The organism is Jiangella gansuensis DSM 44835 (genome assembly GCF_000515395.1).
GTDB lineage: Bacteria > Actinomycetota > Actinomycetes > Jiangellales > Jiangellaceae > Jiangella > Jiangella gansuensis.
Window position 1 is genome coordinate 4,522,504 of sequence record NZ_KI911782.1, and the last position, 21,984, is coordinate 4,544,487.

The window sequence follows — 21,984 nt, forward strand, 5'->3', positions numbered from 1 at the left end:
GTCACGTGTTTCGGTGGGTACACGTGGTCAAGCAAGTCGCCACGACACACGATATCTGGACAGGTGTCGGCATGCGGACCCAATCGTCGTTTCACCAACGCACGAGCCCCGACCAGAGCCCCGCAAATCTCGATCGCGGTGAGCTGACCAACGACATGTTGCGCCGGGCCGCCCAGGCCGGCGGGCAGGAGCGGCAGCGGCTGATCGACGAGGTGGTCCTGCTGCATCTGCGGCTGGCCGAGTCGATCGCCCGCCGGTACAGCAACCGCGGGATCGACCGGGACGATCTGGTCCAGGTGGCCAACCTCGGCCTGGTCAACGCCGCGCAACGGTTCGACCCCGACCTCGGCAAGGACTTCGTGTCCTTCGCCGTGCCGACCATCACCGGTGAGGTCAAGCGGTACTTCCGCGACCACGGCTGGACGGTGCGCCCGCCGCGGCGAGTGCAGGAACTGCATGCCGCGGTCGCCGCCGCGACCGCCGAGCTGACCCAGACCCTGGGCAGCGCACCCACGCCGGCCGACCTGGCCGAGCACCTCGGTGTCGAGGTCGACGACGTGCTCGAGGCCAGCGCGTCGCACGAGTGCTTCACCGTGGCCTCCCTGGACTACCGCGGCGGGGGCGGCGAGGACACTCCGCTGGCGGATTCGCTGGGCGAGTCCGAGGCCGGGTTCGCCCGCGCCGAGGCCGTCGTCGCGCTGGCCCCGGCCTGCCGCGACCTGCGGCCCCGCGACCGGCGCATCCTCTACCTGCGCTTCTTCCGCGGCTGGACCCAGCAGGAGATCGCCCAGGAGCTGGGTGTCACCCAGATGCAGGTCTCCCGCCTCCTGGCCCGCATCCTTCGCGAACTGCGCACCGCTATCGGGGTCGACGGCGCCGAGGTGCCGATGCCGCATCGGCGCCGATCGGCACGGACGGCTGCCGAATCTGCTTGAAGCGTGGCCAGGTTCGTGCGTCACTCGCCGTTTCTGGGTCGCGATCGGAAGGAGGGCTCCGTGAGGGAATACGGTTTGCGGATGCCGCTGCGCCGATGGCTGTTGGAGCCGGGTTCTTCTCTCAAGGTGATCGTGGCGCTCCTGCTCGTCACCATCGTCAGCATGGCGGCACTGATGATGGTGCGTAGCGCCACGCAGACCGACAGCGGGGACGGCGCCGAGTTCACCTCGGCAGCCGTCCGGCCGCCGTCCGCTGGTGACGGTGGCCGGGATGGTCCCGGTTCGTGACCGTCCGCACGGTCCGGTACCATGGAAGGGCGCGTGACGCTTCCGCGCCCCCGACGTAGGTAAGACCCGGCACCAGAGTGCTGGCCCGCACCACCCGCTCGACCTCACCTGCCGTCCCGGCTGTGCCGGGTGCCGGTGCGCGCCGTCGTCGTCGCCGCTGAGTGAGCGCCGCTGACCGCCAGCACCATCCGCGACTGGTTCTTGCTGCCACGCGGGTGTGCCGCACCGGAGGATCATTCTTTGCCCAGGACGCCCGACCCTGCCTTGCCCGTGAGCCCTCGCCCGTCGGACCCGCAGACACGCGCAGGCACCCACTGGGCCCGGTTCCGCCGGGCGTGGTTGTCGAATCCGAAGAACGACGTCCTGGCCGGCGTGCTCGTCGCGCTGGCGCTGATCCCTGAGGCGATCGCGTTCTCGATCATCGCCGGGGTGGACCCGAAGGTCGGCCTGTACGCGTCGTTCTCGATCGCGATCATCATCTCGATCGCCGGTGGACGACCGGGCATGATCTCCGCCGCGACGGGTGCGATGGCGCTGGTCATGGTTCCGCTGGTGCGTGAGCACGGTGTCGAGTACCTGTTCGCCGCCACGGTCCTGACCGGCGTGCTGCAGGTGCTGCTGGGGCTACTGGGTGTCGGGCGGCTGATGCGGTTCATCCCACGCACGGTGATGGTCGGGTTCGTCAACGCGTTGGCGATCCTGATCTTCCTGGCCCAGGTGCCGCACGTGGTGGGGGAGTCATGGCCGGTGTACGTGCTGGTCGCCGCGGGGCTGGGGATCATCTACCTGCTGCCCCGGGTGACCAAGGCCGTGCCGTCGCCGCTGGTCGCGATCGTCGTCCTCGCGGCCGCTGCCGTGACGTTCGGCATCAACGTCCCGACCGTGGGTGACATGGGGGAGTTGCCGAACGCGCTGCCGGTCGTCGGCGTGCCGGCCGTGCCGTTCACCCTCGAGACGCTGACGATCGTGCTGCCGTTCGCGGTGACGCTGGCGTTCGTCGGCCTGCTGGAGTCGCTGCTCACCGCGCAGATCGTCGACGACTTCACCGATACGACGTCGGACAAGGCCCGCGAGGCCCGCGGGCAGGGCATCGCCAACGTGGCCACCGGGTTCCTCGGCGGGATGGCCGGCTGCGCGATGATCGGGCAGTCGGTCATCAACATGAAGTCCGGCGGGCGGACCCGGCTGTCGACGCTCGTCTCCGGGGTCGGGTTGCTGGTCCTGATCCTGGTGCTCGGCGACCTGGTGGCCGCGATCCCGATGGGCGCGTTGGTCGCGGTGATGGTGATGGTGTCGATCTCCACCTTCGACTGGTCCAGCATCCGGCCCGGCGCCCTGCGGCGCACCCCGCTCAGCGAGACCGCCGTCATGGTCACCACCGTCGCCATCGTGGTGGCCACCCACAACCTCGCCTACGGTGTCGTGGCCGGTGTGCTGCTCGCGGCGATCTTCTTCGCCCGCCGCGTCGCGCATCTGGTGGAGGTGTCCAGCGTGCTCGACCCCGACGGCGGCATCCGCGTCTACGCGATCACCGGTGAGCTGTTCTTCGCCTCCACGAACGAGCTCGTCCATTCCTTCGACTACGCCGACCCCGTCCCGCGGGTCGTCATCGATCTGACCGACGCGCACGTCTGGGACACCTCGGCGGTGGCCACCCTCGACGCGGTGGTGGCGAAGTTCGCCGCCCGCGGTGTCGACGCGGAGATCATCGGCCTCAACACCCACAGCGCCCACCTGCACGAACGCACTACGGGCCAGCTCAACGGCGCCCACTGAGCCTGTGCCGTACCGAGGTGGTGCTCGGTACGGCGGTGGATCGACAGGGCCTGCGCGGCGTGTGCCACGGCGTCGTCGGGGCGGCCGACGCGAGCTCGGCCTCCCGCCAGCGTGATCAACGCGTCGGCACGATGTACATGGTGGCCGGTGCGCGGTCACGTCCAGCGGAGCACTGGCCGTCCACGTTCGGTGTCGAACGTCCAGACGTCGGTGAAGTCCCAGCCCATGGCCTCGTACGTCGATTGGCGAGCAACCTGGGCGGCGGTGCGGGTCTGGCCGTTGAGGGTGTCCGGCCCCGTCGCGGGGACGGACTGGTGGGCGGCGACGACGGCATCGGAGGCGGCGTTGCCGACCAGCGTGGCGGTATGCCCCGCGAGCACGCGGGCGACCACCCGGTGGGCGTATCCGGTGGCGACCACCCGCGAGTTGAGCGCCATGCTGTGGCGGACGGTGGTCCCGATGTAGGCGTATCCGCTGATCCCACCGGCGTTCGCGTTGTCCAACACCTCGACGTGGCCGGTGGCGTAGGCGCGCTCGGTGAGGCTGCCGGCTCCGGAAATGCCGACGACGCCGCCGGCCTGGCGCCCACCGGTGGCGAACACGCTGGCGGTGGAGTAGCTGTCGCGCAGTTCGCCGTAGGAGTAGCCGATCACCCCGCCGACGGTGGATCCGCCGGCGATGGTGCCCGACGTCGCCACCCGCTCGACCGTGCCTCGGCTGGTGTTGACCAGGATGCCGACGTTCGAGGCGGCGGTATCGACGACGGCGCCCTCCACCGCGACATCGTGGAGGTGACCGTCCTCGGTGACCAGCGGGAAGAGCCCGCCGGTGGACGACGTGAGGCCGGTGATCCGGTGGCCGGCACCGTCGAACTCGCCCGAGAAGCCGGTGCGGGCGACGGTGAGGCCGGGATGACCGCTCAGGTCGAGGTCCGCCGCCAACCGGTACCGCTGGTCGGGGAAGCGGGTCACCTCGGCGAGGTCGGCGACCGCGGACGCGAGGTAGGCGCCGTCGCTGTCCCGCGGCAGCGCCGGGGTGCCCGGCTCGGACGGCGGCGGCGTCACGTCCTCGGTGACCGCTCGCAGTACCGGGCGCAGGCCGTCGTCGTCCCAGGCCCAGACGGTGTCGAAGTCCCAGCCGAGCGTGTCGCGGTAGAACGCCGGATCCTGGACCTGTGCCGCCGTCGCGGTGGCGCCCATCAGGTTGTCGGCGGCGGGCTGGTCCGGGACGCCCGGCACGTCGGCGGCCACACTCTGCGCCGCCCAGTTGTTGGCCAGGGTGGCGGTGTGGCCGGCCAGCACCCGCCCGAGCACCCGGTGGGCGTAGCTGGGAGCGGTGACGGCTGGGTTCAGCGCGACGGCGTCGCGCAGCACGGTGCCGGTGTAGCCGTAACCGGCGACGCCCCCGGCGTTGCGGGTGGACGCGCCGACCGGGCCCGCGGCGTACACGCGCTGCGTCGTCGAGCCGGCCAGGGCGACGCCCACGGTGCCGCCCGCCTCGGTGCCGTAGCTGTGCACGCGGGCGGTGGAGTACGCGTCGCGCAGCACGCCGGCGTTGTCGCCGACGATCCCGCCGGCCCGGGAGCCTGCCGTGATCAGGCCGGTGGTGTACACGCGCTCGACGGTGCCCGTGTTGGTGTCGGCGAGGATGCCGCCGCGGGCCGTCGCGGTCGAGATGTCGGCGCCGACGATCGCCAGGTCGTGGATGGTGCCGGCGTTGACGCCGACGAGCCCGCCGTGCGTGGTGGCCAGCCCGGTGATGGTGTGCCCGTCGCCGTCCAGGTCGCCGGTGAACGCTTCCGTGTCGCCGATCTGGGCGACTTCCTGGCCGGTCAGGTCGAGGTCGGTGGTCAGCCGATAGGACGCGGCGGGGTCGATGGCCACCTTGCCGAAGTCGTCGGCGGAGTCCAGGAGGTAGGGATCCGCGGCCGTGCCGGAGCCGGTCAGGCCCTCCTGCAGCACCAGCGCGGGCCGCAGCTCCTCGCCGCGGTCCGGGCCGTCCCAGAAGTGCAGCTTCACGGTGTCGTTCGCCGCGACCGGCAGCGCGGGGTCGAAGGCGACCCACTGCTCGGCGCCGCGGTGGTCCAGCTCGACCTCGGCGAGGCGCCGGTCCAGGACCTCCTGACCGGCGGCGTCGTAGCGCACCGCCTCGACGGCCACGGCGTCGCGGCTGCCCGGGTGGCTGATCAGCCCGACGCCCCCGACGGCACCGTCGGCGAGCTCCGCGGTGCTGACGCTCCACTCTCCGCGGGGGCGCGCGATCGTCGCGGTGTCGACGAGCCGTCCGTCGACGGTGTACGTCGCGATCGACAGCTCCCGGCCGGTGGCCCGCAGCACACTGCCCATCGGGACGTCCTCGTCGTCGACGACGTCGTCCCAGGGCTTCTCGGCGTTGTCGCCGGCATTCGGCCCACCGGGGCCGAGCGTCACGAACGTCGTCCCCGCGGCGACCTCGTCCGGGGTCCGCGCGAGCCGGCCGTCGTAGATGGTGGAGCGCTTGTAGACGTTGTCGTGGCCGCCGACGTACAGGTCGATCCCGAGCCGCTGGAACACGCGGGAGATCTCCTCGCGCCGCTGGCGCATCCCGGGGCCGTCGGCGCCCGTGCCGCCGAAGAACGACCGGTGGCCCACGACGACGTTCCACGGCTTGCCGGCGGCGTGGATGTCGCCGACCAGCCACTCCAGCTGGGCGTCGAGGTCGTGGACGGTGTTCAGCACGGCAACGTGGACGTCGCCGCGGTCGAACGAGTAGTTCGTCTCGCCGATCGGGCCGTCGCCCGGCAGGGCGTACATGCTCGAGAAGATGGCGTTGCGGTGCGGCGACAGGAGGTTGTACTCGAGGTCGCCGGCGCTCTCCGCGTCGCCGGCCACCGGTGCCAGCTGCAGCCCGAGGCCGTCGTACGCATGGGCGAAGGCGTCCTCCCAGTACTCCCGGTTGGCGCCGCGCGGCACCAGGTCACCGGTCTGCACGACGGTGTCGCCGCCGGGTGCCTCGTCCCGCAGCCGTGCCAGCAGGTCGGGTAGCAGCCGTAGGTCGGCGGGCTCGCGGGAGTCCGCGGCGAGATCGCCGAGCAGGTAGATCGGGCGGTTCTGCCCGCCGCCGGCCAGGAACGAGCCCCGCACGTCGGTCCACGCCGCGTCGTCGTGCGGCCGGGGCGGTGCGCCGTCGACCGCGACGCCGAAGCGGTACTCGTAGCGGGTCGTGTCCCGCAGCCCGGTCAGCTCGAACTCGTGGCTGCGCAGCGGCTGCCCGGTCACGGTGTCCTGGTAGACCTCGCCCGGCTTGCCGACGGTGTTGATCTCGTACGTCGTGTCGCCGGTCGACGTGAGCACGGGGGTGCTGCGCCAGGTGCGGTGACCGGCCGGCCGGACCTGGGCGTACACCCGGTCGACGGTGGCGTCGGTCGTCACGCTGAGGCCGGCGGTCCCGGGCTCGGCGCCGACCGTGGCGACGGTGCCGGTGTACTGGAAGACCCCGGCCGGGTCGGCGTCCTCCTGGGACACCTCCAGGCGCAGCAGCTCCGCACCGATGTTGCCGGCGGCGTCCGTCGCCTTCACCACGACGACGTGGTCGGAGTAGCCGCGGACGACGAAGCCGCCGTCCTCCACCGGCACCTGGCCGTTGTCGTCCCAGACCTCGTACGTCACAGCCGGCCGCTGCCCGCTGTCGTCGTCGGCGGTCACCTCGGGCAGGGCGACCCGCTCGCCGAAGGCCACCGCGGACGGCACGCCGGACTCGACGGTGATCGTGGGCGCGTAGTCGGCGCCGCGGGTCGTCTCACCGACCCAGACCGGCGCGGAGACGACGACGTCGCCGTCGGCCTGGGTCGCGACGACGTAGAAATAGTCGCCGTCGGCGGCTGGCAGCGCCTGGGTGACCCGCACCTCCCGGCCGGAGACGCCAGGGACGTCGTAGGCCACCGCACCGCCGTTCGTGAGAACCCGGACCGACGTGAAGGACTCCGCCGCGTCGGCGTCCGTGAGCGCGATGTCGAGGGCGACGCCGGTGGTGTCGGGCGGCAGCACCGAGCCCATCAACTGTCCGTTGGCACCGAACTCCAGGACCGTGTTGACGTCCTGGGTGGAGTACATGCTCCGCTCCCGCATCGCCTGGTAGACCGCGTCCTGGGTCTTCTCCGCCGCCCAGACGCCGGTGATGGACTCGTCGCCGGTCACCCAGGTGGCGCTGTGCTCGTCGCCGTTCCACACCGGCGCGAGGTGCCAGCCCCGGTCGAGGGCGACCTGGAACTGCGCCAGGTTGACGGCGTTCTTGACCTCGATCAGCTGGACGCGCTCGTCCACCGCGCGATCCAGGTGAGCGAAGCCGGCGAACGAGCCCTTGCCACTCGGGTCGGGGTGGTTGAACTGCGCGATGGCGTCCGGGTCCTGCTTGAGCCGCGCGTAGAAGGTCGGCAGGTCGTACTTCAGGTCGCCGGTGGCGGCGCCGAACGAGAGCGAGTCGCCCTCACTCCGGGCCGTCACCAACCAGTCGGTGTTGAACAGGTTCATGTGGCCGGAGTCGTCGTACCAGGTGATCTCCTCGGCCGGGATCGTCACCAGGTCGTCCTGCGAGGCGTTGTACGAGTCCGTCACCTCGTGCAGGTGCCGCCACTCGTCGGAGACCGCCTGCCGCCAGTCGGTGGTGAAGTCGTCGCTGTTGCGCCGGTCGTACAGCACGTCGTGCTCGGAGACGGTGAAGAAGTCGGCGTCGCTGTGAGTGGCGACGTGCTCGAACGCGTCCAGCGGTGTCTGGACGCCGTCGCTGATCGCGGTGTGGGCGTGGAACTCACCGGTGTAATGGCGCTTGCCGAGGTACGTCGGTTGGTCGTCCGCCGCGGCGGCGACGGTGGGTGGAAGCGCCGGGAGCGCGGCCGCGGCGACGATGAGAACCACTGCGGATGCCACACGGGAACGGACCGACACCTGCGACTCCTCTGCGCATACGGGAATGATGCGGCAAAACAGCCGAAAGGTTGCCGGTCGAGCATGACCACTACCTGCTGTCCGGGGCGACAGGAGGTGACGCAGCGGTGAACGGTGGTGCGTCGCACGCTCGTGCGGTCAGTGCGGTGGGTTCTCGGCGTCGTCGTGTTCGAGCTCGTCGATGAGGCCGTCCAGCCAGGCGCCGAGGGCCTGTCGCTGCTCCTCCGGCGGGACGTCGCGTCCCCGCGCGTGAGCCGCGAAGTGGTCGGCCAGTCCGATGGCGTCGAGGTCCAGCCCAGGGTCACGCCAGAAGTCGTCGTCGAACGGGTCCGTGTCGGATGACGTCGTCACATCAGCCCCTTCCGCCGTACGTGCATCCGGTTTGGGGGTATACGCCGATATCCGGCGGCACGTCTGGCGGCCATGGTACCCACTGGTCTATACCGACCGCATCGCCGGCGTTCCGCGCGGGGTTCGACGCCGTTGCTGTCAGTACAGGATTCCGTGTACTGTCGCACGCATGACGGTGAGTACCGCGGTGACCCTGTCGCACGCCGAGGCGGTGACCCGGCTGGGGCACGCGCTGTCCGACGAGACCCGGACCCGGATCCTGCTGGCGCTGCGCGAGGCGCCGGCTGTCCCGTCCGACCTGGCCGAGGCGCTGGGGGTGTCACGGCAGGTCATGTCGAACCAGCTGGCCTGCCTGCGTGGGTGCGGCCTGGTCGTGGCCGGCCGGGACGGCCGCCACGTCTGGTACGAGCTGGCCGACCGGCACCTTGCCCACGCGCTGGACGAACTGCTGAAGGTGATGCTGTTCGTTGACCCGGACTGCTGCTCCTCGGACGCCTGCGAGTGCGCATGAGTCTCCCTCTCGCGGGTGCGGAGCCTAGTGCGGCGCGGCGCGCGGTGCTGCGCCGCCGGGTGCGCCTGGTCGTGGCGGCCACCATCAGCTACAACGTGGTCGAGGCGGTCGTCGCGATCGCCGCCGGGACGGTGGCCGGCTCGGCGGCGCTGGTCGGCTTCGGCCTCGACTCCACCGTCGAAGTGCTGTCGGCCGCCGCCGTCGCGTGGCAGTTCGCCGGCCGCGACCACGAGGCCCGGGAGCGGACCGCCCTACGGATCATCGCGGTGTCGTTCCTCGCACTGGCCGCCTACGTCTCGGTGGAGGCGGTACGGGCCCTGGCCGACGCGGCCGAGGCCGACCACAGCACCGTGGGCATCGTGTTGGCGGCGGTGAGCCTGGCGGTGATGCCCGGGCTGTCGTGGTTCGAGCGGCGCACCGGCCGCGAGCTCGGCTCCGCGAGCGTGGTCGCGGATTCCAAACAGACCCTGATCTGCAGTTATCTCTCCGCCGTGCTGCTGGTCGGCCTACTGCTCAACTCGGTGCTCGGGTGGTGGTGGGCCGACCCGTTGGCCGCACTGGTCATCGCCGGCTTCGCGGCGCGTGAGGGCTGGGAGGCCTGGCGCGGCGACGCGTGCGCCGCGGGTGCCGGCGCCCTGCTGCACGACCCCGAGGCGGAGGCCGGCTGCGGGGACGGCTGTGACGACGGCTGCTGCGGCTGACGGCGCACGGCGCCGAGCCGACGGCGACGAGCAGGGTGCCGCTCGAGGCCGCCGCTAGCCGAGGCCGTCCGCGACCAGTACGGCGAGCAGAGCGACGTCCGGGCCGGCGATCACCTTGTTGACCGACTGGACCGACACGGCGCCCATCGGCGTGGAGATGAGCGTGAGCCCGGCAGCCGGCCGGCGAGCGGACCGGCGGCGGAGCAGGATCGCGACCGGCAGTGCCGCGAGCACAGCGCCAGCCGCCGGTGGGAGTGAGAACCCGATGACGGCGGTGGCGGCGAGGACGAGACCCGCGGCGACGCACGGTGCGGCCAGGGCGGCCGACGTCTCGTGGGCACCGGCGCCCCAGATCCGCGGCAGTGCCTCCGAGGTGAGCCACGTCTCCGCGGCCCGTGCCGTCGTCATGACCAGGGCGAACTGCGTCAGGACGAGGACGGTCACCGCTGGGGTACTGCCGAGGATCTCGTTGGCGGCGAACGCCAGCGGCACCGCGAGGACGCCGATGGCCGCTACCGGCCGGGTACTGCGCAGCAGCACCACCGCGCTCAGCCCGAGCGGCCGCGGCCACCGGTAGGCGGCGGCCGGAATCGGCCGCCGGCGCGTCGTCTGGTCGCGTTGCCGGACGAGGCGGACGACCTCGCCCTCCATGAGGGTGAAGCCAGCGCTCACCGCCCAGCGATGCCGGGCACCGCGGTACAGCTGCCAGCGTGGCGTCAGTTCGGCGGCCCTGCCGCGCCTGGCCGTGGCTCCGCGCCGGATGGCGGCGACGAGCGCGGCGGTGACGACGATGCCGGCGACCGCCCCGGCGGCCACCACGCCGGCCGGGCCCCACGCCTCACCGGCGGCGACGCTCACCCCGGCGGCGCCGGCCGCGAACGCGGCCCAGCGGGCGGGCCCGTCCAGGTCGCGCCGCTGCAGGTACATCGTCGCGACGACCAGGAGCTCGAGCGTCAACCAGACCGCGACGGACGGCCCGACGGCGGGAAGACCGACGGCGGCCAGGGCGAGGCCGGCCACCACGGCGACGAGGGTCGCGAGCGCCATGGACACGAGCAGCACCTGGGCGGCGGCGCTGCGCAGCAACTGCGCCGGGTGCTGTCGCCACACCAGCCAGTGCAGGCGCGCCGCGGGCACGGCGAGCGGGCCGGCGAAGTGCCAGCCCGCGATCCAGGCACCGACCACGAAGCACAGCAGCGAGACGGCGACCCAGCCGGGGGAGTGGCCGCGGTCCCTGGCGCCGGCCAGGATCTCCGGGACACCGCTGGCCGCGACGGCGTACAGCACCATCGCGGTGAGAGCGGCACCGACGGCCAGTTCGTACCAGCCGCCGGCCGTGCGTGGCCTCACCTGCGTTCCGACGGGGTCAGGTCGAGCACCGGGCAGCCGAGCCGGTCGACGAGTCCGATGGAGTGACTGGACAACACGATGCAGCGGTCCGGCGTCGCCATGGATGTCAGTTCGGCCGCCAACAGATCGATGCCGTCGGCGTCGAGGTGCTGTTCGGGTTCGTCCAGCAGGAGCACCCGCCACGGCCGGACCCGGGCCGCGGCCAGCGCGGCACGGCGGCGCTGACCCGCACTGAGCGACTCCGGCAGCCGGTCGCGCAGGCCGGCCACGCCGAACGCCTCGAGCGCGGCGCCGACGGCGTCGTCGTCCCCGCCGGAGGCCATCAGGAGGATGTGGTCGGCGACGGTGAGATCCGGCAGCCAGGTGAAGTCGTCGAGGATGCCGAAGACGGACCGCCAGTGCACCGCCGACGAAGGGTCCGAGCGCCGGCCGTCCAGGGCGATGGTCCCGGCGTCGAGGGGAGTGGCCCCGGCCAGGCATTCCAGCAGGGTCGACTTGCCGGAGCCGTTGGGCCCCACCAGCGCGACGACACCGCCGCCGGCGACGTCGAACGTGAGGTCGTCGAAGACCATCAGGTCGCCGTAGGTCTTGCGCAGCCCGGCGGCGTGCAGCACCGGCCGCTCGCGGTCACCGGTGCTCTCCGGCAGGACACTCATCCGGCCGCCAGCGCGAGTTCCCACCGTGTCGACGGTCCGAGCTGCAGGTGCTCGGTGACGCCGGCGGGCTGGAAGCCGGCGCGAGTGAGCGAGGCCGCGGACGCGTCGTTGCCGTTCGTGGTGACGGCCCGGACGAAGGCGACCGGCTGGGAGCGAAGCCAGCGCACGACGGTACGGATGGCGTCGGTCACGAGGCCGCGGCCGCGGCCGTCCGGCGCCAGGAAGTAGGAGATCTCGGCGGCTCCGTCGGTGATCTCGGCGACGGTGAGCTCGTCGCGTTCGGTGGTGAAGGCGAGAACGGTCTCGTCGCGGGCCGCGACGTACCAGTCGGCGTCGCCGGCGCGCCATGCCCGCAACGTGACCCGATCACCGCGCAGTCTGCCGACCTCCATGGTTCGATCCTGCCAGAGCCGGCCGGGGCGACGGAGGAGTGGCCGTGCCGGCTCGGTTGCGCCGTCAGCGGCGTGGCGCGGGGATGCCGGCGAGTTCGGTGACGGTGGTCGCGGCCCATTCACCCACGGAGGCGACGTAGGCGTCAGCGGGCCGGGCGACGACGTCCGCGGCGGTCATCGACCACCGTGTGGGCCAGGCGCCGGGCACGTGGTCGCGGGAACCCGGCGTGCCGGACGTGACCTTCGTGCCGCGGGTCCGGCGGCGCACCTCACGGCGGAGCATCGCGACCGGGATCGGGCTCTCGACCATCTGCGCCACGCGATCGCGGAGGCCGAACAGAGCCTCGGCGGTCAGGCGCGACGGGTGCTGCAACTGGTAGGCGCCGATGGCGTAGAAGTGCGCGCGCAGCGACGCCTCGCCGCCGTCCAGAACGATGGTCTCGATCTCGAGCAGCTCCGCGACCCGGTCCCAGCAGTCACCGGACGCTGGCAGCGGGCCGCCGCATTCGGCACACGCGCCACCCACCGCGTCTCGATCGGCCGCCGTCACGGTCACCGACGATACCGCTCCCAGCATCACGGAGTGAGCAGCACCTTGACCATGCCGTCGGCCTTCTTCTGGAACCGGTCGTAGGCGGCCGGCGCCTCCTCGAGCGGCAGCCGGTGCGTGTGGAAATGCTCGACTCCGAGCGGGTCGTCGTCGCCGGTCAGCAGGGGCATGATGTCGTCGGACCACCGCCGCACGTTGGCCTGACCCATGCGCAGCTGGATCTGCTTGTCGAACAGCGTGAGCATCGGCAGCGGGTCGGCCATGCCGCCGTAGACGCCGGCGAGCGAGATCGTCCCGCCGCGGCGAACCGCGTCGATGGCCATGTACAGCGAGGCGAGACGGTCCACGCCGGCCTTCTGCATCATCGGCTCGGCGATGGCGTCGGGCAGGAAGCCCGCGAGCTTCTGCGCGGCCTGGGCGACCGGGGAACCGTGGGCTTCCATGCCGACGGCGTCGATCACGGAGTCCGCGCCGCGGCCGTCGGTGAGGTCACGCACGGTGCCGGCGAGGTCGTCCTCGGCGTCGGGATCGAGCACGACCGCGCCTCGCTCGGCCACCCTGGCCCGCCGTTCGGGCACCGGGTCGGCGGCGATCACTCGATGGCCCCGATGCGCTGCGATGCGGCTGGCCATGTCGCCGATCGGTCCCAGACCCAGAACGAGGACGGTGCCCTCGCGCGGGACGCCGGCGTACTCGACCGCCTGCCAGGCCGTAGGCAGCACGTCGGACAGGTAGACGAACCGCTCGTCCGGCCCCTCCGGCGGCAGCGAGATGGGGGCGTACTGCGCCTGCCGCACCTGCAGGTACTGCGCCTGCCCGCCCGGCACCTGACCGTACAGCTTGGTGTAGCCGTACAGCGCCGCACCCATCCCGTGCTCGCGTACCTGGGTGGTCTCACACTGCGTGTGCAGACCCTGCTGGCACATGTAGCAGGTCCCGCAGCAGATTTGGAACGGCACTACGACCCGGTCGCCCGGCGCGATGCCCGTCACCTCGCTGCCGATCTCCTCGACGATGCCCATGGATTCGTGCCCCAGGATGTCGCCGGGCTTCATGAACGGCGACATGGGTTCGTACAGGTGCAGGTCCGACCCGCAGATCGCGGTGGTGGTGACGCGGATGACCGCGTCCGTAGGCGCGTCGATGCGTGGGTCCGCGACGTCCTCGACCCGGACGTCGCGGATGCCCTGCCAGGTCACTGCCCTCATCACACTGCCCCATCTCGTGGTGTCCGACACGGATGCACTCCGCGTACCCGTCGGCGCCGCGGCCATGCTGGGCGCCGACGGCGCGCGTGAGGCGGGGCTGCTCGGGTATGACGCGGGCATGGGGATGAACCTTCCGAAACCACGCGGAGAACTGAGTCAACTCGTGTCCACGGCGCTGCGGGGCCGGGACTCGTCGTGGGAGACCGCGATGCGGGCCGGCCCGTCGGGCCCGGACGACCTGCACGTGACGCTGTGGATGCTGTACGAACTCAGCTACCGGGGCTTCGCCGACGTGGACGACGACCTGGAGTGGCACCCGGACGCGGTGCGGGTGCGCCGGACGCTCGAGCGCCGGTTCGAGGACGAGCTACGCACGGACTTCGCCGCCCCGGAACCGGCCGGGCCGTTCGCCGATGCGCTGGCCGAGTTCATCGACGCCGACGACGGAGCGTCGGTGGCGTCGTTCGTGCAGCGCTCCGCCACCCGCGAGCACGTGCTGGAGCTGTTGCGGCATCGGTCGATCTACCACCTGAAGGAGGCCGATCCGAGCACGTGGGTGGTGCCGCGGCTGCCGGTGGCGCCGAAGGCAGCCCTGATGGAGTTGCAGTACGACGAGTACGGCTGCGGCGACCCCAATCGGCTGCACGCCCACCTGTTCACGCTCGGCCTGGAAGCATCCGGGTTGCGCTCGGATTACGGCGCCTACATCGACGACGTCCCCGTTGAGGTGTTGATGCAGAACAACGCCATGTCGCTGTTCGGCCTGCATCGGAGGCTGCGTGGTGCCGCGATGGGACACCTCGCGGCGTTCGAGGCGACCAGTTCGCTCCCGTCGCGCCGGATGGCCCAGGGCTTGGAACGCCTCGGCTTCCCCGCGGAGATGGTCGCCTACTACACGGAGCACGTCGAGGCCGATGCCGTCCACGAACAGTTGGCCATCCGGACCATCTGCGGCGCGCTGGTGGCGCAGGAGCCGGCTCAGGCAGCTGAGATCATGTTCGGCGCGTCGACCTGCCTCGGCCTGGAAGACCGCTTCGCCCGCCGGATGCTGACGGAGTGGGGAGCATGAGCACCTTCGAGCACCCCGATGTCGTCGTCTGCCCCGGCGGTCCGCTACTGCTGCGTGGGCGGCATGTCGTGGAGGATGCCGAGGGGCAGACTCACGTCACCACGCGGCCCGTGAGCGCGGTGTGCCGGTGTGGCAAATCGGCCACCCAACCCTGGTGCGACGGCACCCACAAGGTCATTCCCGACAAGCAGAAGCCGTGAACCGGCGGAGGAGCACCAGGACGCCGTGCGGCTGGTAGGACCGCACGGCGAGAACGTCCAGGTCGGCCGCATGGTCGCGCACGGAGAGCGCCTGCTCCAGCGTCCCCAGCTGCGCCAGGGCCGAGCCGCCGTCGGCGAGGTGCGCGTCGATGGCCGTCAGGCAGCGCCGCATCACGTCCAGGCCGTCGGCTCCGCCGTCGATCGCGGCCACCGGGTCCTCCGGGAACCGCCCGACGGCGTCGCTGGGCACCCACGGGGGGTCGGCGAGGATGAGCGCGTAACGCTCGCCGGGCCGCAGTGCTTCGTCGATCGTCCCCTGGCGGACCTCGACGCGGCCCACGCCCCGGCCGGCCGCTCGCGCGGCGTTGGCGCGAGCGTGGCCACAGGCCACCGGATCGGCGTCGACCTGGACGAGGTGGCGCCCACTGCCGGCCACGGCGAGCAGCCCGATCTGTCCGGCGCCGGCACACAGTTCCAGCACCGGCCCGGGTGGCGCGGCGCGCAACAAGTCGGCGGCCCACCGGGCCTGGTTGACCGTCCACGGCCGCGGCCGCAACACCCGGTCGTCGAAGCCGATCGACAGCGACCCGAACGTCATGTATTCGTGGACGGCGGCCGCGGGCGGTGAAGTCGTCGCAGGGTTCATGCTGTGGCGTGCGCGGCGTTGTCGCTGACCGAACCGACGCCCTCTTCCTGTGCGCAGTGGGCGCAGCAGTAGACCTGGGCGCCCGCCTGAATGCCGTGGCCTATCACCCGGCAGCCGCAGTGCGCGCACTGCGGCGCGCACTGGTGAATGGCGCACTCGAAGCTGTCGAACACGAACTCCTGGCCGTCGGCCGTGCGCAGCGTGAAGGCGGCCTCGTAGTCGTTGCCGCAGACGGTGCACTGCATCGTGGGTCCTCTCATCGGTGGTACCTGGTCGTTGGGTGTCCAGTACCCGCGTCTCGGTACGTGATTCGCCCTCGTGCACGACGGCGCCGGCCTGGAGGTGATCTTGGCTCGTTTCCGGCCGATGCCACCGGGTAGTAGCAGGCCGGGGGCGAACCGGAGGAGGCGTCATGCGGAATCTGCGTCGCTGGGGTGCGGTGTACGTCCTGATCCTGCTGTTCCTCGGATCGTGGCTGGGCCAGTTCCTGACTCAGCTGGCGCAGTTTCGAACGATCAGCAGGCCCACGGGGAGCCCTTCGCCTGGTCCGACTACTTCGCGACCTTCTTCTCCTCGACGTTCGAGAACTGGCAGAGCGAGTGGCTCCAGCTGGTTTTCCAGGCCGTGCTGCTGCTGGCGGCCAAGCACCTGATCTTCCAGGCGGACGCCGAGGACCTGGAACGGATCGAGCGGAAGATCGACAACATCCACGAGCACGTGGGGGCCGGCGAGGTCGGCCCGGAGAAGGGCGACGACGCCGCGATCAGGCCGGAGCGCTCGACCTGAGGCGACCACGCTCCGTCGGCGGCGATTCGCCCCGTTTGAGTGCCTTCGGCAGTGGTACCTGACGAGGATCGTCCGCGACTCTGCTCTGGAGGTCCCATGCCGAACAAGGAACGAGACTCCGTCCGCCGCAACCTCCTCGCCGCACTCATGCGCAAGGCGGACGCCGACCTCTATCCGTCGTCGACGATGCTCGACGTGATCGAGTCGCTCCTCACGGAGGAGGACCTTCCTCAGTACGAGCGGCTGCTGCTGTCGCACATCGACGGCGACGCCTACCCGAGCATCCCGATGATCCGCCGGCTGCAGCGGTTCGCCTGACCGCCGTCGTTAGCGGCCGCCCAGGCCGGGTATGGCCGATTCGTACTGAACTAGGACGAAATGTCCACGAGGGGAGTGCGTGATGAACACCGGGGCACGGATCGCCGCAGCGGCGGCCAGCGGCTACATCCTCGGCCGCACCAAGAAGCTGAAACTGGCCATCGCCGTAGGCAGCATGCTGGCCGGCAAGCGGCTGGCGACCGATCCGCGGGGGATGCTGCGGCAGGCCAACGAACTGGTCGAGAGCCGGCCGGAGCTGGCCAAGCTCTCCGAGCAGGCACGCACCACCCTGCTGACCGCCGCGCGCGGCGCCGCGGTAGGCGTCGTCAGCCAGCGCATCGACCGCCTCAGCGACTCGATCCGCGACCGGTCCGAGCGGCTGACGGGTCAGGTGGACGAGAGCGCGGAATCGGATGAGGAAGACGAAGGCCCGGCCCGTGGCGACGAGCAGGTCGACGAGGGCGGCGACGAGCAGGCTGACGAGGGCGGCGACGAGCAGGCTGACGAGGGCGGCGACGAGCAGGCTGACGAGGGCGGCGACGAGCAGGCTGACGAGGGCGGCGACGAGCAGGTCGACGAGGGCGGCGACGAGCAGGCTGACGAGGGCGGCGACGAGCAGGTCGACGAGGGCGGCGACGAGCAGGCTGACGAGGGCGGCGACGAGCAGGCTGACGAGGGCGGCGACGAGCAGGCGGAGGAGCCGGCCGAGAGCCGGCCACGCGAGCGAGCCGCCAAGAAGGCCCCGGCCAAGAAGGCCCCGGCGAAGAAGGCACCGGCGAAGAAGGCTCCGGCCAAGAAGGCGTCATCTCGCCAGAGCGGATCCACTGCGAAGCGGTCCGCGACCAAGAAATCCACCTCGCGGACACGGTCTCGTTCCGCCGGGTCGAAGGGGTGACCGCGATGACGACCGACACCGAGAAGAAGGACCAGGGCCAGGGCGCGCGCGGGCTGATCGACGAGTTGCCGCTGGACCGCCTGAAGGAGGAAGCGAAACGGGGCCTCACGTCGCTGGGCGAGTGGGCCTTGCAATCAGCCGGTGACCGTCTCACGAGTGCTACCAGCAAGCTCGATGACATCGCCGAGGGCGGGCCGGTGGCGCAAGCCGTCGCCGGTGCTGCCGGTGGTGGTGTGGCCGGCGCCGCGAAGGGTGCGCTCTCCGGCATCAAGGACAAGATCACCGGCATGTTCTCCGGTGGTGGTGGCGACGGCGGCGGCGGCAAGGCCACGAAGGCCACCAACATCGTCGAGGAAATCGACATCGGCGCACCCATTGACCTCGTCTACAACCAGTGGACGCAGTTCCAGGACTTCTCGGGCTTCATGAAGAAGGTCGAGAGCGTCGAGCAGAAGTCCGACGAGAAGCTGGATTTCAAAGCGCAGGTGTTCTGGTCGCACCGCACCTGGTCTGCGACGATCCTCGAGCAGGTCCCTGAGGAACTGATCGTCTGGCGGTCCTCCGGCCCCAAGGGTCACGTCGACGGGGCGGTCACGTTCCACGAGTTGGCGCCGCGGCTGACGCGGGTGGTCATCGTGCTCGAGTACTACCCGCAGGGCCTGTTCGAGCGCACAGGGAACATCTGGCGGGCACAGGGCCGGCGTGCCCGGCTGGAGCTCAAGCACTTCCGGCGCCACGTCATGGTGCATCTGCTCCGCGACCCCGACGCGGCCGTCGAGGGCTGGCGCGGGGAGATCCACGAGGGCGAGGTCGAGGTCACCGACGAGGAAGCGCGTGAGGGCGAGGCCGAGGAGGCCGAGGCCGAGGACGAGGACGAGGAGTACGAGGGCGAGCCCCAGGACGAGTACGAGGACGACGAGGAGCCCGTGGACGACGAGGAGGACGTCGTCGAAGCGGATGAGGACGAGGACGTCGACGAGGACGAGGACATCGACGAGGACGAGGACGCCGAGGAGGACGAGGACGCCGCTGACGAGGACGACGAATACGACGAAGAGGAGGCCGCCGAGGAGGACGAACTCGTCGAGGACGAGGAGCCGGCTGAGGAGGAGCCGGACGAGGAACCGGCTCCGCGCCGCCGGCGCCGGTCCCGGTGACCGCCCTACGCGACGTCAGCACGACCGACGAAAGGTGAGCACATGACCATGGTGAACCAGCGAGGCTCCGGAGGCGGCGGTCAGCTCCAACGCCCGTCGTCGAGCGGGCTCGCCGACGTCATCGACATCATCCTCGACAAGGGCCTGGTGATCGACGCCTACGTGCGCGTCTCGCTGGTCGGCATCGAGTTGCTGACCATCGACGCCCGCGTCGTCGTCGCCAGCGTGGACACGTATCTGCGCTTCGCGGAGGCCACCAACCGGCTCGATCTCTACGAGCACGGTGGCAAGGACCTCACCGACCTGATGGGTGACGGCGTGCAGTCAGCGGCCAAAGGGAAGACCTCCGGCGCGCTCGAAGGCATCAAGGAGGCCTTCACCGGTGACGACGAGGACGAGGGCCGGGAGGACAAACGTCCGGCGAAGAAGGCCGCATCGCGGCGGCGAAGGAGCGAGAACGGATGACGCTCACCCAACCGAAGGTGACAACGGACGAGGCGGCGGGCGAAGCGGCCGTGGTCACGGCGCGGTACGTGTACGCGATCGTCCCGGCGGACACGGTCGTGCCGGCGGGCCTGAAGGGCATCGACGACGCGCCCGTCGAGGTGGTGCCGCACGGTGACATCGCGGCGGCGGTCGGCACGCTGGTCACGGGCCGTGCGTACGGTCGCCGTGAGGATCTGCTGGCGCACAACCGGGTGATCGACACGCTGGCGAAGCGGGGCCCGGTCGTCCCGGTCCGCTTCGGCTCGGTGCTCGCCGACGCCGAGCTGGTGGTGGCGGAGTTGCTGGCGCCGAATGCCGAGTTCTTCGCCGGCGTCATCGACGAGCTGGCGGGGCATCAGCAGTTCGTCCTCCGGGCCCGGTACGACGAGGAGGCGGTGCTGGCCGAGATCGTCAGCGAGAACCCGGAGATCGCGCGGCTGCGCGACCAGACCCGGGAACTCACGGTCGAGGCGAGCTGGAACGAACGGGTCCGGCTCGGCGAGCTGGTCGCCCGCGCGCTGGAGGTCAAGCGCGACGTCGACAGCTCCGCGCTGCTCGACCTGCTGGCGCCGCATGCCGCGAGCTGGAACATCCGCTCCGCCGGCGAGGTCGATCACCTGGTCGACATCGCCTTCCTCGTGGCCGACGAGCAACGCGACGGGTTCGAGGCGGCTGCCGAGCAGGCGGCGAAGAGGCTCGCCGGGCGTGGCCGGGTCCGCCTGGTCGGGCCGACCGCGCCCTATGACTTCGTTCCGGGCGACGAGCCGTGGGTCTCTTGACCGGCCTGATCACGCTGCCGCTCGCGCCGGTGCGCGGCGTCGTCGCTGTCGCCCGCGTGGTCGCAGCGGAGGCCGAACGTCAGTACCGCGACCCGGCCGCGGTGCGGCGCGCCCTGGAGCAGGTCGACCAGGACCGCGAGGCCGGCCTGTTGTCCGAGGAGGAGGCCGCTGCCATGGAGGACGAGCTCATCGGGAGGCTGCTGTGAAGGCCGGCGACGTGGCCGCGCGGGCGGTCGAGGAGCTGCACGGCCTGAGCGGCCGGGTCGCCGAGGGTGTCACCGGGATCGAACGCACCGACGACGGATGGCGGGTGCGGGTGGAGGTCGTCGAGCTGGAACGCATTCCGCAGTCCACCGACCTCCTCGCGGAGTATGCCGTCGACCTCGACGAGGACGCCGGGCTCACCGGCTACCGGAGAGTCCGGCGGTACACCCGTGGCGCGTCGAGGGAGGACTGACATGGCCGAGTCGCGAGAACGGGCACCGCTCACGCGACCGTACGGATCCGCCATGGCGGCTCCGCCCCAGCCGGCGAATCTCGCGGACATCCTGGAACGCGTGCTGGACAAGGGCATCGTGATTGCCGGCGACATCCGGATCAACCTGCTCGACATCGAGTTGTTGACCATCCGGATCAGATTGCTGGTGGCCTCGGTCGACAAGGCACAGGAGATGGGCATCGACTGGTGGCGTCACGATCCGATGCTGTCGGGGAACGGGCGGTCCGGGGATGAGTGACACCGGGTGCTACCTCTACGCGATCGCCAAGCCGGTCGACGACGACGTCATCGGTGGCCTGCGCGGCGTGGCCGGCGAACCGGTCCGGACCGTGCGGCACCGAGATCTGGTGGCGGTGGTGGGCACCGTCGACACCGGCGCGGACGGTGGGTTCGGTGCGGATGCACTGCGTCACCACCTGAACGATCTGCAGTGGCTGGAGGGGATGGTGCGGGCTCACCACGCCGTGGTCGACGGGGTCGCCCGGGTGGTGCCCACCGCGCCGCTGCGTCTGGCCACGATCTGCGACGACGACGACGGCGTGCGCGACCGGCTCGACCGGTGGCACGACGGCTTCCGGCGCGCACTCGACGAGGTGACGGGCCGGGCGGAATGGAGCGTGAAGGTGTACGCGCCGCCCGCCACCGAGGCGTCGCCCGAGCCGGCGCCGGCGGCCCCGATCGGCGCCCCGGGGTCGGGTGCGGCGTATCTGCGCCGCCGCAAGGCCGCCGCCACCCGGCGGGAGGACGCGCTGGCCGCGTCGCTCGCCGCGGCCGACGACGTCCACGCCGCGCTGTCCCACGCCGCGGCGGATGCTCGCCGGCTGGCCGTGCAGGACCAGCGGCTCACCGGCAGCGACACACCGATGAGCCTCAACGGTGCCTACCTCGTGGCGAACGACCGCGCCGACGAGTTCATGGACGTCGTGCACAGCCTGCGGGAACGGCACCCACGCTGCCGCCTCGACGTCGCCGGGCCGTGGCCCGCGTACTCGTTCGTGACCGTGGAGGAACAGTGACCGTCGCCCCGGCGCTCACGCCGTCCCGGCCCGAGGGCGCGCAGATCGCCCTGGTGGACCTCCTCGACCGGCTGCTGGCCACCGGCGTCGTGCTGGCCGGCGACATCACCATCTCCCTGGCGGGGGTCGACCTCGTCGAGGTCCGGCTGCACGCCCTGATCAGCTCTGTCCGGGCGGGTGAGCGGGATGACTGACCCCGTCCACGTCCTGCCCCGGCGCCTGGACACCACCGCAAACTCGGTCGAGCGGGACCTGTTCAAGCTGGTTCTCACGGTGATCGAGCTGATCCGTCAGCTGATGGAGCGCCAGGCCCTGCGCCGCGTCGACGAAGGCGACCTGACCGACGAGCAGGTGGAGAGCCTCGGCGTGGCGCTGATGCGGCTGGACGAGGCGATGAGCGAGCTGCGCGGCCGGTACGGCCTGACCGTCCGCGACCTCGACATAGACCTCGGCCCGCTGGGCACGCTGCTCGGCGACGGCTGAGACGCAAGGG

27 protein-coding genes and 1 pseudogene are annotated in these 21,984 nt (G+C 71.3%); 19 read left to right on the forward strand and 9 right to left on the reverse strand.

Annotated elements, in window-relative coordinates; genetic code table 11:
- Positions 1–71 precede the first annotated feature (71 nt).
- The 3 genes from JIAGA_RS31475 to JIAGA_RS31480 all read left to right on the forward strand — a co-directional run bounded on the left by JIAGA_RS31475 (position 72) and on the right by JIAGA_RS31480 (position 2,999).
- Positions 72–935: a SigB/SigF/SigG family RNA polymerase sigma factor gene (locus tag JIAGA_RS31475; protein WP_084469911.1), complete on the forward strand. Its 864-nt coding sequence runs from the start codon at positions 72–74 to the stop codon at positions 933–935.
- Positions 936–995: 60 nt separating this feature from the next.
- A complete protein-coding gene (locus JIAGA_RS0121215; protein ID WP_157553386.1) occupies positions 996–1,223 on the forward strand; it encodes a hypothetical protein in 228 nt (75 codons plus the stop codon).
- Between the two features lie 270 nt (positions 1,224–1,493).
- Positions 1,494–2,999: a SulP family inorganic anion transporter gene (locus JIAGA_RS31480; protein WP_051426355.1), complete on the forward strand. Its 1,506-nt coding sequence runs from the start codon at positions 1,494–1,496 to the stop codon at positions 2,997–2,999.
- Positions 3,000–3,154: 155 nt separating this feature from the next.
- Here the strand turns inward: JIAGA_RS31480 and JIAGA_RS0121225 are convergent, their stop codons facing one another.
- Entirely contained in the window at positions 3,155–7,921 is a 4,767-nt protein-coding gene (locus JIAGA_RS0121225; protein WP_157553388.1) for a CehA/McbA family metallohydrolase, read from the reverse strand.
- Positions 7,922–8,059: 138 nt separating this feature from the next.
- On the reverse strand, positions 8,060–8,272 hold the full coding sequence (locus tag JIAGA_RS0121230; RefSeq protein WP_026877202.1) for a hypothetical protein: 213 nt from the start codon (positions 8,270–8,272) through the stop codon (positions 8,060–8,062).
- Between the two features lie 169 nt (positions 8,273–8,441).
- Here JIAGA_RS0121230 and JIAGA_RS0121235 point away from each other — a divergent pair, with 169 nt between their 5' ends.
- Both JIAGA_RS0121235 and JIAGA_RS0121240 read left to right on the forward strand, forming a co-directional pair.
- On the forward strand, positions 8,442–8,783 hold the full coding sequence (locus JIAGA_RS0121235; RefSeq protein WP_026877203.1) for an ArsR/SmtB family transcription factor: 342 nt from the start codon (positions 8,442–8,444) through the stop codon (positions 8,781–8,783).
- Positions 8,780–9,484, forward strand: coding sequence for a cation diffusion facilitator family transporter (locus JIAGA_RS0121240; protein WP_026877204.1), 705 nt, complete (start codon positions 8,780–8,782; stop codon positions 9,482–9,484). Before JIAGA_RS0121235 ends, JIAGA_RS0121240 begins: the two co-directional genes overlap by 4 nt.
- Positions 9,485–9,538: 54 nt before the next feature.
- On the opposite strand, the gene JIAGA_RS0121245 is transcribed toward JIAGA_RS0121240, so the two are convergent.
- The 5 genes from JIAGA_RS0121245 to JIAGA_RS0121265 all read right to left on the reverse strand — a co-directional run bounded on the left by JIAGA_RS0121245 (position 9,539) and on the right by JIAGA_RS0121265 (position 13,640).
- The gene (locus JIAGA_RS0121245) at positions 9,539–10,834 is read right to left on the reverse strand and encodes a hypothetical protein (protein WP_026877205.1); all 1,296 of its coding nucleotides are present in this window, start codon (positions 10,832–10,834) and stop codon (positions 9,539–9,541) included.
- Positions 10,831–11,490, reverse strand: coding sequence for an ABC transporter ATP-binding protein (locus JIAGA_RS31485; protein WP_051426356.1), 660 nt, complete (start codon positions 11,488–11,490; stop codon positions 10,831–10,833). Before JIAGA_RS31485 ends, JIAGA_RS0121245 begins: the two co-directional genes overlap by 4 nt.
- Entirely contained in the window at positions 11,487–11,882 is a 396-nt protein-coding gene (locus tag JIAGA_RS31490) for a GNAT family N-acetyltransferase (RefSeq protein ID WP_035812808.1), read from the reverse strand. The genes JIAGA_RS31485 and JIAGA_RS31490 overlap by 4 nt, the downstream gene beginning before the upstream one ends.
- A 64-nt stretch (positions 11,883–11,946) precedes the next feature.
- Positions 11,947–12,432 carry a DUF5946 family protein gene (locus JIAGA_RS0121260; RefSeq protein WP_157553390.1) on the reverse strand — a complete coding sequence of 162 codons (486 nt, stop codon included), beginning with the start codon at positions 12,430–12,432 and terminating at the stop codon, positions 11,947–11,949.
- Between the two features lie 26 nt (positions 12,433–12,458).
- Entirely contained in the window at positions 12,459–13,640 is a 1,182-nt protein-coding gene (locus tag JIAGA_RS0121265) for an alcohol dehydrogenase catalytic domain-containing protein (protein WP_026877207.1), read from the reverse strand.
- Positions 13,641–13,659: 19 nt separating this feature from the next.
- On the opposite strand from JIAGA_RS0121265, the gene JIAGA_RS0121270 reads away from it, so the two are divergent.
- Together JIAGA_RS0121270 and JIAGA_RS34040 are read left to right on the forward strand one after the other, a co-directional pair.
- Positions 13,660–14,709 carry an iron-containing redox enzyme family protein gene (locus JIAGA_RS0121270; protein WP_211239777.1) on the forward strand — a complete coding sequence of 350 codons (1,050 nt, stop codon included), beginning with the start codon at positions 13,660–13,662 and terminating at the stop codon, positions 14,707–14,709.
- A complete protein-coding gene (locus JIAGA_RS34040) occupies positions 14,706–14,909 on the forward strand; it encodes a CDGSH iron-sulfur domain-containing protein (protein WP_084469913.1) in 204 nt (67 codons plus the stop codon). Before JIAGA_RS0121270 ends, JIAGA_RS34040 begins: the two co-directional genes overlap by 4 nt.
- Here the strand turns inward: JIAGA_RS34040 and JIAGA_RS0121275 are convergent.
- Together JIAGA_RS0121275 and JIAGA_RS0121280 are read right to left on the reverse strand one after the other, a co-directional pair.
- Positions 14,884–15,555 carry a class I SAM-dependent methyltransferase gene (locus JIAGA_RS0121275; protein ID WP_026877209.1) on the reverse strand — a complete coding sequence of 224 codons (672 nt, stop codon included), beginning with the start codon at positions 15,553–15,555 and terminating at the stop codon, positions 14,884–14,886. The genes JIAGA_RS34040 and JIAGA_RS0121275 overlap by 26 nt on opposite strands.
- Positions 15,552–15,800 carry a hypothetical protein gene (locus tag JIAGA_RS0121280; protein ID WP_035812809.1) on the reverse strand — a complete coding sequence of 83 codons (249 nt, stop codon included), beginning with the start codon at positions 15,798–15,800 and terminating at the stop codon, positions 15,552–15,554. Before JIAGA_RS0121280 ends, JIAGA_RS0121275 begins: the two co-directional genes overlap by 4 nt.
- 226 nt (positions 15,801–16,026) lie before the next feature.
- On the opposite strand from JIAGA_RS0121280, the gene JIAGA_RS31495 reads away from it, so the two are divergent.
- The 12 genes and pseudogenes from JIAGA_RS31495 (at position 16,027) to JIAGA_RS0121340 (ending at position 21,974) form a co-directional block, all read left to right on the forward strand.
- Complete coding sequence (locus JIAGA_RS31495) at positions 16,027–16,341, forward strand: DUF6766 family protein (protein ID WP_211239778.1); 315 nt, start codon at positions 16,027–16,029, stop codon at positions 16,339–16,341.
- 96 nt (positions 16,342–16,437) lie between these two features.
- A complete protein-coding gene (locus tag JIAGA_RS0121290; protein WP_026877211.1) occupies positions 16,438–16,659 on the forward strand; it encodes a hypothetical protein in 222 nt (73 codons plus the stop codon).
- An 82-nt stretch (positions 16,660–16,741) separates the two neighbouring features.
- Positions 16,742–17,554 carry a hypothetical protein gene (locus JIAGA_RS33395; RefSeq protein ID WP_026877212.1) on the forward strand — a complete coding sequence of 271 codons (813 nt, stop codon included), beginning with the start codon at positions 16,742–16,744 and terminating at the stop codon, positions 17,552–17,554.
- A gap of 5 nt (positions 17,555–17,559) precedes the next feature.
- Positions 17,560–18,711 (forward strand): SRPBCC family protein, encoded by a 1,152-nt coding sequence (locus JIAGA_RS31505; protein WP_051426712.1) that lies wholly within the window; start codon positions 17,560–17,562, stop codon positions 18,709–18,711.
- A gap of 42 nt (positions 18,712–18,753) precedes the next feature.
- Positions 18,754–19,176, forward strand: a complete 423-nt coding sequence (gvpJ, locus tag JIAGA_RS0121305) for a gas vesicle protein GvpJ (protein ID WP_026877213.1) — start codon at positions 18,754–18,756, stop codon at positions 19,174–19,176.
- Positions 19,173–19,976, forward strand: a complete 804-nt coding sequence (locus JIAGA_RS0121310; protein WP_026877214.1) for a GvpL/GvpF family gas vesicle protein — start codon at positions 19,173–19,175, stop codon at positions 19,974–19,976. Before gvpJ (JIAGA_RS0121305) ends, JIAGA_RS0121310 begins: the two co-directional genes overlap by 4 nt.
- Entirely contained in the window at positions 19,964–20,182 is a 219-nt protein-coding gene (locus JIAGA_RS0121315; protein WP_026877215.1) for a gas vesicle protein GvpG, read from the forward strand. The genes JIAGA_RS0121310 and JIAGA_RS0121315 overlap by 13 nt, the downstream gene beginning before the upstream one ends.
- The gene (locus JIAGA_RS0121320) at positions 20,179–20,433 is read left to right on the forward strand and encodes a gas vesicle protein GvpO (protein ID WP_026877216.1); all 255 of its coding nucleotides are present in this window, start codon (positions 20,179–20,181) and stop codon (positions 20,431–20,433) included. Before JIAGA_RS0121315 ends, JIAGA_RS0121320 begins: the two co-directional genes overlap by 4 nt.
- 52 nt (positions 20,434–20,485) lie before the next feature.
- Positions 20,486–20,698: pseudogene (gene gvpJ, locus JIAGA_RS31510) on the forward strand (gas vesicle protein GvpJ); the annotation flags it as partial.
- A gap of 7 nt (positions 20,699–20,705) precedes the next feature.
- Positions 20,706–21,491, forward strand: coding sequence for a GvpL/GvpF family gas vesicle protein (locus tag JIAGA_RS34755; protein WP_026877217.1), 786 nt, complete (start codon positions 20,706–20,708; stop codon positions 21,489–21,491).
- The gene (locus JIAGA_RS34760) at positions 21,488–21,685 is read left to right on the forward strand and encodes a gas vesicle protein (protein WP_051426357.1); all 198 of its coding nucleotides are present in this window, start codon (positions 21,488–21,490) and stop codon (positions 21,683–21,685) included. The genes JIAGA_RS34755 and JIAGA_RS34760 overlap by 4 nt, the downstream gene beginning before the upstream one ends.
- A complete protein-coding gene (locus JIAGA_RS0121340) occupies positions 21,678–21,974 on the forward strand; it encodes a gas vesicle protein K (protein WP_026877218.1) in 297 nt (98 codons plus the stop codon). The genes JIAGA_RS34760 and JIAGA_RS0121340 overlap by 8 nt, the downstream gene beginning before the upstream one ends.
- Positions 21,975–21,984: the final 10 nt, after the last annotated feature.